The following is a 12769-nucleotide window of genomic DNA, read 5'->3' on the forward strand; positions in this document are numbered from 1 at the left end:
ACTAACTAACTAACAACTTGGTGAACTACATAAAGTTCCCAACCGGTAAGGCGAAATGCCTAAGTCCGGAAAACAAATTATCAACAAAAATAGGAGGGAAACATTTTGAAGAAGTTCAGAAAGCCTATTTACTGGCTGATGATCGTAGCAATGCTGTTCACCTTGGTTCCGGCTACTGCTTTTGCTGGGGATACAGGTGCTATAACAGTACCCAAAACTAAAACCGGTGATGAAAAAACTATTGGTGACTTGCTGGTAACTGAATCAGTCCAGGGTAATGTTTATAACCACTTTGATAGAACAAGTGATCCGCTTTTTGTGACAGTTGAGTTGCCAGATGGCTTAGAATTTGTAGATGAAACAAAGGTTAACGTTAATATTCCACCGAAGGTAGCTGGCGATGAGAACGCTCTTGCAGCTAGCGACGTTGTTGTAGAGCAACGTGGGGATACTTTTGTAACCATTAAAGTAACAGGCGCAAATGGGAATGCTGATGGTTACGCAGGTTTTATAGTTGAGTTTGGCAAAGGAAACGTTGATATTAAATCTTCTGCTGCTGGCGACATTAAGGTAAATGTTAAAGCAGAAGGTACACCTTTTGAGTCTGGCTCATTCTTGGTTGCCCGTGCTTACGACGGTGGCACACTGGTAACTGCAGGCAACCCGGTTACTGAAGGTTATGGCGATGTAAAAGCAGCTCAAATTAAGATTGAAGAGAATGCTACCGGTGTATTTGAAGCAGGGGACGAAATTAAAATCATTCTACCCAAGAATGTTGATTGGAAAGATGATACTGTAATTAAGACTGTAGGTTTAACGGTTAAAGGCTTAGATAATGATGGCACTCTTGAAAATCCTAATAATACTACAGGTACTCGCATAAAAGGCGATACTTTGTATATTGAAATTGAGACACCAAGTAGCAATGTGTCTGGCTTCATTACAGTAACCCCTTCTATTACTGTAGATGATGACTTTAAAGCTGGTGACCTTGAAGTAACAGTTAAAGGCGACAATATTACTGCTACAGACGTGGTTATTGCTAAAATAGCTGACTTTGATGTAAAAGTAGAAGCTGACGGCGACGTACCTACTATTCTTGCAGGTCGCAATGACTCTGAGATTGTACAGATTAACATCGTAGAAGCCGTAAAGGGTAGCTTGCTACCTAACCGTACTATTACACTTGAATTGCCTAGCTATGCTAAATTTATAGTTGGCAGCATTGATGAAGTTAATGATGCAGGCATGACTTACGAAGTAAAGTATCATGACCCAGAAACCGCTGATTTTGATTCTGGTAAAAAAGTTTCTGGCAAAGCAACTTTAACTTTTAAACCTACCTCTACAAATCAAGGTAACTATTCCGACGATGCAGCTGAATTAGAAATTGAAGATATTCAAGTAGCTGTAGATGCTGATGCTCCAGCAGGCGACTTAGTTATTGAAATTGCCGGTACTATGGGAATTAAAGACGAGCTAACTGTAGCAAAGATTGTAGCTCCGATAACCGTAGCTGTAGACGCAGTTAAAGAAGTCAAGATTGGTGAACAAAATCAAGCTATTGGCGACATTGTAATTACAGAGGCTGAAGATGGCGCTATTATGGATGAAAGTGATAATAATACACTCTACATCAAGGCACCTAAAGGTGTAGATTTTGCTAGCTTGCCTGAAGTAGAAGTAACAGAAGGTAACTTAGAAATTGATGATGTTAAATTAGAAGGTAACGATAGCGTAATTAAAATTACAATCGACAGCTCCAGCTCCAAATCTGCTTCAACCATCGTTCTGAGCGATGTTGAGCTTAATATTGACCGCACCGTTCCAGTTGGCGATATTAAGTTCGAAGTTTATGGTAGTGCTCTGAATGAAGTATCAGCTGAAAAAGATATCGATGAAGTTGTTGTGGCAAAATTTGTAGCTGCTAAATGCGTAACACCGGCTGATGGCTTGAACGCTGTATTCAACATTGGTAGCGCTCTCTACACCGTAAATGGCAAGACATTTGCTATGGATACGGCTCCTTACATTAAAAACGATCGTACCTATGTACCTGTACGCTACTTGGCATATGCCTTGGGTGTAGATGCTAGCGACATTATGTATGATGGCGGTGTTGTAACTCTGGCCAAGGGTGATACTGTCGTTACCCTGACCATCGGTAGCACTTCCATCGATGTTAACGGTGAGGTATCTGCAATGGATGTAGCACCTGAGATTGATCAAGCCGGTCGCACAATGTTACCTGCACGTTTTGTTGCTGAAGCATTTGGTGCAAGCGTTGGCTACGCTGGCGGTACAGTTGTAATCAACAAGTAACAATTGTTAAATCACAAGAGAGCCTGGAAGGTAGACCAGGCTCTCTTATTGATTAATTAGGCATAACTAGGGGGTTAGCCAAGTGCGGCTAAAAAATTTTATAACATTAATGTTAACTATAATTATTTGCTTTTCTTTAATATCATCTGCTTATGCTGATACAGCGCAGAAAGAAGAGAAGATTCTAACAATCGAAGAAGCTATAAACATGGCTTTAACTCGGAATGCAGATCTAGCTAAAGCAAAATATGCAGTGGAGCAGACGGAACTAGAGAGAAAAGATGCTTATGAAATCATTGAGTATCTTCCTGGTTCACCTTACTATGTAGAAGGTGTAAGTCAAGCATATTTGAATTATTATTGGACTGATTTTTACCAAAAACAAGCTAAACGCAACTATGAATTTACCAAGTCGTTGGTAACTGTAGAGACAATTAATAAGTACTATAATGTATTAAGCAAAATAAATGCACTAGATGAAGCAAAGAAAAATGAAAAATTTGCTCAAGTTAGACTTTCTCAGGTAAAGGCACAAAAGAATGTTGGTATGGCTACAGAGTTGCAGGTGCTAAAGGCAAATCAAGACTATGAAGCCGCAAGAGTTAAATTAGTTTCTGCACAAAATGAATTGGAAAAGGCATATAATGAACTTAACGACCATATAGGTTTAGACCCTGGCGCAAGACCAATTCTTAAAGATGATGTTGAGTTTACTCCTTTGGAAGTAGACGATATAAATACAGTCATAAATCGTACTATTAGCCAGCGGCCGGATGCTTGGAGCGCCGAGGAAGCAGCTAAGGTAAGAGAACTAGTAAAAGAACTTACACCTAATTATAAAGTTGGTGAAATAGAAGTTAAAAAAGCCGAATACGATGTAAGAACTGTAAAAGAGCAAATTGCAAGAGATGTTAAATCTATGCACATGGATATAATAAACTTAGAAAAGTTAATTGCTGCAAAACAAGAAGCGGTTAATCTGGCATCCGAGGCATATAGAATAGCACAACTGCAATATGAGATTGGGCTAATATCCTTGTCTGATTTATACGAGCAAGAAGCTAACTTAGCACAAGCAAAAAACCAACTAAAAAGTTCAATTTATAATCACGAAGTGGCAAAGGCATCATTCCCTTTGTTAGCTGGGTTTAATGTACAAACTACGCCGGCTCAGTAATTATACAATTATTTAAGAATTATAATTAATAAACCAGCATAAGCTGGTTTTTTGTTTTATGGTTAAATATAATTACAAACCGGCAGGATTATTTTGAATTAATGGCTAAATTTACTACGATAGAAGAAAGGAGGTTTTAATTTTGAAAAGATTAGCTATTACTGCAGTTTTGTTTTTGTTAATTGTTTTTTCGCTTACATCATTTGCATTTGCTCAACCAGTAAATATCGTAGTAGATGGTAATAAACTTTTTTTAGAACAACCTGTGATAACTCTATACAATCATACACTTATACCGCTGAGGGACATTTCTGCAGCATTAGATGCAAAAGTAAGGTATGACGAGCCAAGCAAAACCATTTTTATAAATAAAGATGGTATGAGAGTAATAGTTGCCTTGGGTAGTTTGAGATCATATATCAATAACCAACCATATATTCTTCAACTTGAACCTCAGCTAATTAATGGAAAAACCTATGTTCCGTTAAGGTTTGTTTCGGAGGCACTTGGTGCTCAGGTAGTATATGAAAAAACAACACAAACAATAGATATTACTTCTAAACCGAGTATTACAAATGAATCAATGGTAGTGGAAGATGAATTAACAAAAGTACATTTTATAGATGTTGGTTATGGTGACTGTATTTATATAGAGTTACCAGGTGGTGAGGACATTTTAATAGACTCTGGCAGTGAGAAATATACTGACAAAGTTATTAAGTATCTAAAGGATCAAGGAGTAGAGGATATAGAGTTACTAATAGCTACCCACCCACATGAGGATCATATTGGTGCTATCCCGGCTATTATGAACTCAATTCCGATAAGAGAAGTAATCGATAACGGTGTTTCAACATCTCACCAGCACTATAAAGAATATGATAAGGCCGTCAGAGGCATAAGAAATACCAAATATAAAGCTATCCGAAAGTTTAATAATGCAACACTACAAATAATAAAGCCTTCTGAAGTTTTTATGAATGACTATAATAACTCATCTTTGGGTGTAAGGCTTGATTTAGGCGAATTAAAATTTTTCTTTGCGGGTGATTTTGGAACTTCAGTCGAGTCAGATATATTACAAAAGTATAAAGACATAAAATCTGACATTCTTAAGGTGGGGCACCATGGTAGTAGCGATGCTACCTCAGAGAGATTTATAAAAAATGTAGCGCCATCTATCGCAGTGATATCGGTTGGTGATAATGATTACGGTTTCCCATCTGAAAAAGTAATAGCAAGGCTGCAAAGTAACGGTGTGAAGGTGTATAACACAGCTATAAACGGAAACATTGTAATTAAAACTGATGGGAAAAATTACACAGTAGTAACGGAAAAAGGTAGGGAAATGGATATAATTACTAAACCAAAGCCTGACTATACAGAAGATAGAGGCTTAGTAGTTGCAAGCGATGAGGAGGAAATTTATCACGAACCAAATTGCCGGGAAATAAGGAATTTGAATGTAGAAAATCAAATTTGGTTTGATAGCGGACTTGAAGCTCGAGGGGAAGGTTATAGCAAATGTAACATATGTAACCCAAATTAATGAGTGTAAAATTGTAAAGTTAATTAAATAAAACTTCTTAACTAACCCCGTAACAGCAACGGGGTTTTGCTTTTGTCAGAAATACATGGTTATAATACTGTTAAAAACGGTGATAAAATCCCTATAATCACCGGGGAAAAAATCCCCACCCCCTAGAAATATAAACACCGAAGATCTGGCAAATCGGAGGTGTTTAAAATTTACGTAGGGAGTGGGGAATGGTTGAACATTAAGCAAATGTATGAAAATGGTGTTTCTATCAGCGAAATTGCTCGCCGTACCGGGCGAGACCGCAAAACCATAAGAAAATGGATACAATCTGATGGCCCGCCCAAAAAAGTTAGGCGGAGAAGACCTAGTAAGTTAGATGAATATAAAGAATATATAGTTTCCCGTATGCAAGAAGGTGTACTTAACGCCACCGTCATCTATGATGAAATAAAAGATAAGGGCTATAAAGGTAAAATTACCATATTGAGAGACTTTATGCAGCCATACCGGCCAGTATTAAAGGCCCAAGCAACCGTAAGATATGAAACAAGACCTGGTGAACAGGCCCAGGTAGATTGGGCTCATTTCGGCTATATCATCGACCTAGATGGAGCACGCCGTCCCTTGTATTGCTTTGTTATGGTATTAAGTTACTCACGTATGCTCTATCTAGAGTTTACCACATCTCAGGATGTTGCAACACTATTAAAATGCCACATTAATGCTTTTGAATTTTTTGGAGGCATACCAAAAGAAATACTTTACGACAACACCAAGACAGTAACCCTGGGGCGTGATGATAACGGTCATATCATCTGGAACGAACGGTTTTTGGATTTTAGTGTTCACTTTAATTTCAGTCCCCGGCTTTGTCATCCGTACAGGGCGCGGACTAAAGGCAAAGTAGAACGCCCAATCCGGTATATCCGGGAAAACTTCTTTCCCGGGCGCAAGTTCAGTTCCTTGGAAGACCTCAATTTCCAAGCCCACAAGTGGCGGGATGAAAAGGCCAACGTACGTATTCACTCTACTACTCTAGAAAAGCCGGTTACTCGGTGGGCCCATGAGTTATTGCAGCCATATACCGGTTACCCAGACTTTGACTTGGCATATTACTGCCAGCGCAAAGTCAGCCGAGACTGCTTTGTTTCCTACAAATGCAACTTCTATTCTGTACCCTGGCAGTTAATCGGACGAGATGTTTTGCTTAGAATTATCGGGGACCAACTACAAGTATATTGGCAAGGGCAAATGCTCACTCAACACACCCTGGTAAAACATAAACGTTATCAGCGTATTGCAAAACCGGAACATTACTATGGGCTTCCTGGCCAAAACATTACCAGCCAGCGCAGAAAAAACTCTGTAACAGTGCTTCAACCGCCTCAGGTTGAAAAAAGGCCTTTAGACTACTATGAATCCCTGGTTTGGGAAGGTGTATAGCAATGCTGCAGATTGAAATATTGCGTGAACATCTTACCGAACTGGGGCTAAAAGAAATGGCCAGAACTTTAGAATACCGGCTTCAAGAAGCAGTTGATAAAGACCAAACATACTTTGATTTTCTAAATACACTGGTAGAGGAAGAATTATCAGCCCGGAAGGACCGTGCATTTAAAACCAGGTTAAGCATGGCACGACTTCCCTTCCAGAAGACTATTGCCGATTTTGACTTTTCATTTCAACCATCAGTAGATGAACGGCAAATTAAAGAATTGGCCACTTTACGGTTTGTACATGAGGCCGGGAATGTAGTTTTCTTAGGGCCGCCGGGAGTGGGGAAAACGCATTTGTCGGTAGCCCTTGCTATGGAAGCTATTGCCCAGGGAGCAACTGCATATTTTGTAAAGACTGATGAACTTATTGCCGATCTAAAGAAAGCTTATGAGGAAAATCGCCTAAAAAAGAAGATGAAAAAGTATATACGTCCGAAAGTTCTCTTAATTGACGAAATTGGCTACCATCCGCTAGACAAGCTCTCAGCATCTTTATTCTTCAATATCATATCCGAGCGGTATGAAAACGGGAGTATTATCCTTACTTCCAACAAGAGCTTCACGGAATGGGCTGATATATTTGGTGAAAGTGTCATAGCTACTGCCATTTTGGACAGATTATTGCACCATGCTAGCATTGTTAACATTCGCGGCTCCAGTTACCGCATGAAAAACAAGAAAAAATCAGGCTTATGCCTTAGTAAGGGGGATGATGAAAGCTAGATAATTTTACACTAGGGTGGGGAATTTCTCACCGGAGAAATCGGGGAATTTTAAACCGGTGTTGACAATACAGTTTTTGTAAAAATAAAAGGGATCCATACCTTATTTGTAGTATATTAAGTTTATGCGCCAGATAAATTCCAAAAAAGTTATGTAAAGGAGTAAAATACATGGCTGCTAAAGCTAAAGCCAACAAGTCTAAACAAAAAAATATACACACCCCCCAAAAGCAAACCAATAAGCTTTTAACAGTTGAAAACATCATCTTTGCCATATTAATGCTTATAATTTTTATTGCCCCATACTTTCGGGGATTGTTTTTCAGGGAAAATTACTTGGCAGTAAACCTAATTTGCACCGTGCTATTATTAACACTGCTTATAAAACACCTGGCTTATAAAGATGTAACTATGCCCAACCGACCAATAGATTTATTAATGTGGGGGCTACCGCTGGCCTATTTGCTGGCCTTTTTTGTAGCGGCAGACCCAGGCATGGCCAGAGATGAGCTGCTGCGTAACATTAACTATGTGGTAATTTACTACATTCTTTTAATGACCATAAAAACAAAGGCTCACCTACAAATTGTGTTAGCTTCAATTGTAGCCACTGCGGTGTGGGTAGCATTGTTTGGTTACGGTGTCGGCATGGGTACCTGGGAATTTAATGCAGCGTTAGCCGGCTACAGAATTCAGTCTGTGTTTCAATATGCCAACACGTTTGGTGCTTTTTTAGGCGGGGCCATATTAATAGCCTTGGTGCAAGCCCTTAACTCAGATCAAAGCAAAGAAGGAAACGTAGGCATAAAGAAAAACTCTGCCTTTACAGCATTATACCTGGCGGCGGCAACGGTGCTTTTTTCAGTATTTTTGTTATCCTACTCCCGCGGCGCTTGGTTGGTATTTGCTGTTGTCTACATCATTGCGTTAATTATCATACCGCTGAAAGATAAACTGGTTTATTTGGTTTACACCGCCATTATAGTTGTGCCATCGTTATTTGTGGTTATAAAAGCAAACCCTGCAATTAAAGCCGTAAATGCAGTTAATAATGGCCAGCAAGATGTTGTCATTCCAAGCGGCGGGTGGTTGGCTTTATTTGCAGCAGTGACAGTTGCTGCAGTAGCCGGTTTTGCTTACTCTTGGCTGCACAACACCACCAAGGCCGATCGCAAGAAATTTTTAATTACCCAAGGGGCCACTGCCTTACTAATTGTAATTTCATTGGTAGCTATTGTCCCGCAGGCAGTAAACTTTTTGGGTTCAGAGCAAAGTCCGGTGCAAACCATAGTTACTAGGGCAGAAACAATACTTAGTTTTGAAGAAGATAGAAGTGCATCAACCCGCTTTGCCTTTTACCAAGATGCTTTAAAAATATACCAAGATTATCCTATACTGGGTGCCGGAGGCGGCGCCTGGCGGGCACTTTTTGAAAAATATCAAAGCTATAATTATTGGAGCACGCAGGCCCATACCTATTATTTGCAGCTAGCGGTAGAAACCGGTACAGTAGGTATTATAGCACTAATTGCCATCATTACTGCATTTTTAGTTGCAGCAATATATCTACTCCGAAAAACACGCGGTACACCGTCTAATTACTTAATAATGGCTTCAATCCTGGCCTTTATCATGCTGATGGGGCATAACTTTATTGACTTTAACATGTCGCTTTCTGTTTATGCGATGGTTATTTGGGTATTAATGGCGGTAATAGCCGGCCAACTGCTCTTGCATTCTAAAGATAACGCACTGCAGCCGGCTAATAACGAAAATACGGCACATGTCAATGTAAACAAACCTAACCCGATTATTGCCCTTTTAACCAAGCCGGTGCTTAAAGAAAAATTTCTAGGCATTATTTTGACTTCTGTTACAGTAATTTTGCTGTTTGCCAATGCCATGCCGGTATTGGCCCATAACCAGGCAAAATATGTGCCGCTGGCTTTACAGCAAAAAAATTACCAACTGGCTTTAGATAAGCTGGCAAGTGCCCACAGCTTAGACCCGTTAGATACCAGTACAACTATCAGCTATGCAGAATTTTTAAATAACATAGCTGCCCTTTATAAAGATGAAAATACCCGTAAACAACTGCAGGCCGAAGCAATTGCTATAATGCAAAAATTAACCAAGGATGTACCCTATACCCCCAATGTAAGGGTAAAAATGGCTGAATTATATGCCAAAAGCGGCAATGCAGAAGCCGCACTAAAAGAGCTGGACACAGCCATAGGCTTAGCACCATTTAATGACGATGTATACAATCAAAGAATCATTTTAGGCTGTCAACACGCTGAAGCATTACTTAAAGAAAACAAAGATACAGAACTAGCCACAGCAAATATAAAGCAAGTACTTGATTACTACCAAGAAATGCAACAAACAATAAAAGAACTGGAAGAAAACGGCATAAAATCAACAAACAGACCGTTTGAAACCAATAATCAAGCATTATTAGCTGTTGCTAAGGCAAATTACCTGGCAGGTAACTACAAATTAGCTACTGAACAGTTACTGCAAGTGAGTAAAGACAAAAACCTACAAAGCGAAGCTGCTGCATGGCTGGCCGCTGCATACCAAAGGCAGGGTGACACAAACAACTATCAAAAGTGGCAGGCTGATGCTATAAAATTAGACAAAGCCAGTGAAGAAAAAATAAACAACATTATCGCTTTGCCAAATGTAGAACTTTAAAGAAAAATTAGGTATCATTTTTTAACGGAGTGAATTGGTTTGTATGGATATATGCGAAAGGCTGTTTTAATTTTAATTGATGTTATTATAGTTAATATTGCTTTTTACGGTGCGCTGCTAATACGCTTTGAAGGGGCAATACCCGGCCGGTATCTGCAGTCGTTTTATGATTTTGCCCTTTTATTTACCCTTACGCTTATACTATGCTTTTATTTCTTTGGTTTGTATAATCGCCTATGGCAATACGCCAGTATTGGTGAACTGGTTAATATTGTTATTGCGGTTACTGTAGGTACGGTTATAAATATTGCGTTGGCTTACTTTTTAATGGAAGGCGGCCAATTTCCGCTGCCCAGAAGCGTATTCTTACTAAGCTGGTTGCTTAACATTGTATTAATTGGTGGTTCACGACTAACATGGCGCATTATTCGTGATTACGGGCTTAACATTAATCAGCAGCGGGGCGGCAAACCGGTTTTGATAGTAGGGGCCGGTGATGCCGGTGCACTGGTAGCAAAAGAACTAAGAAACCACTACAACGGCAGTATTAACATTGTTGGCTTTGTAGATGATGATACTGCAAAGCAAAAACAAAAGCTGATGGGTATTCCGGTACTGGGTGATCGTAATTCAATTCCGGAGTTAGTTGATAAATATGGCGTGCAAGAAATCATTATTGCCATACCATCGGCAACAGGCCGCAAGGTAAGGGAAATCATAGCCATTTGCCAGGAAACTTCGGCATCAATTAAAATTTTGCCGGGCATGTTTGAACTGCTTGATGGTAAAGTAACGGTAAATCACATTAGAGAAGTGCAGGTTGAGGATTTATTAGGAAGAGAGCCGGTTAAGCTGGATTTAGAAGAGATTTCTCAATACTTAAATAAAAAGGTTGTACTGGTGACAGGTGCCGGGGGTTCTATTGGTTCAGAGTTATGCCGGCAGATTGCCGGCTTTTCACCCCAAAAACTGTTATTACTTGATCACTGTGAAAACAATGTTTATGATATTGATTTAGAATTGCGGCATAATCATCCGGAACTGGATATTGTGCCGTTAGTTAAAGATATTAGGGATGCCCAATCAATAAAAGAAATGTTTAAAAAATTTAAACCGGCAGTTGTATTCCATGCCGCAGCCCATAAGCATGTGCCGCTGATGGAAGTCAATCCGGAAGAAGCAGTTAAAAACAATGTTTTAGGTACATATAACGTGGCTGCAGCGGCAGATTTGTATGGTGCGAAAAAGTTTGTGCTGATCTCTACCGACAAAGCAGTTAACCCCACCAGCGTAATGGGGGCAACCAAAAGAGTGGCAGAAATGGTGATTCAGCATCTGGATAAAACTAGCAGCACAAACTATGTAGCGGTGCGTTTTGGCAATGTGCTGGGTAGCAGAGGCAGTGTAGTGCCGCTGTTTAAAAAGCAAATCGCCAACGGCGGCCCGGTTACCCTAACCCACCCGGAGATGGTTAGATACTTTATGACCATACCTGAAGCGGTGCAACTGGTAATTCAAGCCGGGGCAATGGCCAAAGGCGGTGAAATATTTGTATTAGATATGGGCGAACCGGTTAAAATTATAGATTTAGCTAAAAGTATGATTAAACTTTCCGGCTTTGAACCCGGCGTAGACATAGATATTGTAGTAACCGGCATACGCCCGGGCGAAAAATTATATGAAGAACTGCTAACAGCCGAAGAAGGCGTAAACGCCACCACCCATAAACGCATTTTTGTAGCGAAACCTAATAATCTAAATCATCAACTAATTGAAGAAACACTGGCAAAGATTACACGAGGCCAACTGCCACGCAACCTGCACGAAACCGAACAGTTTCTGCAAAGACTCATTCCGACATTTAGAGTATGGAAAGAGGAAAAATTAACCGGTTAACTACCTGTATTATAAGAACGGTGCATGAAGGAGCTGTTTTAATTGGAAGAAGAAATCACCCTAAGAGAACTAATCGAGATTATTCTTAAAGGAAAAAAACTAATTATGGGTATTACCATACTGGCAGTATTATTTGCCGGTATTGTAAGTTTTTTTGTACTGCCGGAAGAGTATGAGGCAAAAGCAAAAATATTTTTTGATAAGGGTTTTGTTCAGCAGCACAATATTGATTTGCAAAGTTATAGTAGTACGATAAAAACCCGTTCCAATATAGAAAGTTTAATTAGTTCATTACAACTTGATAAAAATATTTATACCGTTACAGAACTTATGAACTCTATATCTGCCAATTACAATAAAGAAACTAATCAAATAATAATTTCTGTAACGGGTGATAATCCAAATGTTATTCAGAAAATAGCAAATAACTTGGCTAGAGTTAGTACCGAAAAATTAGCCCTGATTAATGATACTGAAATAGCTAAAGCTGAAAAAGCACTGGAATATATTGAATCACAACTGGAAGCCACTCCAAAAACACTTGAAGACAATGTAAACCACAATAATTTAAATGTATTAATTAACCCACTATATGAGAAGTTAATAACCAGATGGGAAGATACCAACTATCAACTATTTCAGTTGAAATTTGAAAAAGAAATGCTGACCGAAGGACAAAGCCGTTTTGTGACAATAGAAGAAGCACCCCTTCCCCAAGAACCGGTGCGTCCAAATAAAACGCTTAACATAGCCATCGCTGCCGTGCTAGGGATAATGGTTAGCGTTTTTATAGTATTCTTCCTAGAATACTGGCGCAATACTGAAAGTAAAAAGATAGAAGAGTAGAAGTTGGAAGAATTGGAAAGTAGAAAACAGAAAGCTAAAAGTAAAAAAGCAAGCATTAAGAACCTAACCAACT

General features: G+C 39.4%; 8 protein-coding genes. All 8 read left to right on the forward strand.

The annotated features are described in order from the left end of the window. Positions 1 to 105 precede the first annotated feature (105 nt). The 8 genes from ACZ5NG_RS11765 (at position 106) to ACZ5NG_RS11800 (ending at position 12696) form a co-directional block, all read left to right on the forward strand. On the forward strand, positions 106 to 2322 hold the full coding sequence (locus ACZ5NG_RS11765) for a copper amine oxidase N-terminal domain-containing protein (protein ID WP_464251968.1): 2217 nt from the start codon (positions 106 to 108) through the stop codon (positions 2320 to 2322). 82 nt (positions 2323 to 2404) lie between these two features. Beyond that, positions 2405 to 3499 carry a TolC family protein gene (locus ACZ5NG_RS11770; RefSeq protein ID WP_464251969.1) on the forward strand — a complete coding sequence of 365 codons (1095 nt, stop codon included), beginning with the start codon at positions 2405 to 2407 and terminating at the stop codon, positions 3497 to 3499. Between the two features lie 142 nt (positions 3500 to 3641). Continuing rightward, entirely contained in the window at positions 3642 to 5048 is a 1407-nt protein-coding gene (locus ACZ5NG_RS11775) for a stalk domain-containing protein (protein WP_464251970.1), read from the forward strand. Positions 5049 to 5270: 222 nt separating this feature from the next. After that, complete coding sequence (istA, locus tag ACZ5NG_RS11780; protein WP_464251620.1) at positions 5271 to 6482, forward strand: IS21 family transposase; 1212 nt, start codon at positions 5271 to 5273, stop codon at positions 6480 to 6482. A 2-nt stretch (positions 6483 to 6484) separates the two neighbouring features. Then, the gene (gene istB / locus ACZ5NG_RS11785; RefSeq protein WP_464250998.1) at positions 6485 to 7258 is read left to right on the forward strand and encodes an IS21-like element helper ATPase IstB; all 774 of its coding nucleotides are present in this window, start codon (positions 6485 to 6487) and stop codon (positions 7256 to 7258) included. A gap of 170 nt (positions 7259 to 7428) precedes the next feature. After that, positions 7429 to 9954: an O-antigen ligase family protein gene (locus ACZ5NG_RS11790; protein ID WP_464251971.1), complete on the forward strand. Its 2526-nt coding sequence runs from the start codon at positions 7429 to 7431 to the stop codon at positions 9952 to 9954. 51 nt (positions 9955 to 10005) lie between these two features. Beyond that, positions 10006 to 11850 (forward strand): polysaccharide biosynthesis protein, encoded by a 1845-nt coding sequence (locus ACZ5NG_RS11795; RefSeq protein WP_464253169.1) that lies wholly within the window; start codon positions 10006 to 10008, stop codon positions 11848 to 11850. A 42-nt stretch (positions 11851 to 11892) separates the two neighbouring features. Next, a complete protein-coding gene (locus ACZ5NG_RS11800; protein ID WP_464251972.1) occupies positions 11893 to 12696 on the forward strand; it encodes a YveK family protein in 804 nt (267 codons plus the stop codon). Positions 12697 to 12769: the final 73 nt, after the last annotated feature.

This window comes from Desulfovectis peckii, assembly GCF_055391705.1.

What these genes read in the sequence shown, in the direction of transcription:
- ACZ5NG_RS11795 (WP_464253169.1), top strand. Translation starts at nt 10,006, where the DNA reads ATGCGAAAGGCTGTTTTAATTTTAATTGATGTTATTATAGTTAATATT.
- istB (WP_464250998.1), top strand. Translation starts at nt 6,485, where the DNA reads ATGCTGCAGATTGAAATATTGCGTGAACATCTTACCGAACTGGGGCTA.
- ACZ5NG_RS11790 (WP_464251971.1), top strand. Translation starts at nt 7,429, where the DNA reads ATGGCTGCTAAAGCTAAAGCCAACAAGTCTAAACAAAAAAATATACAC.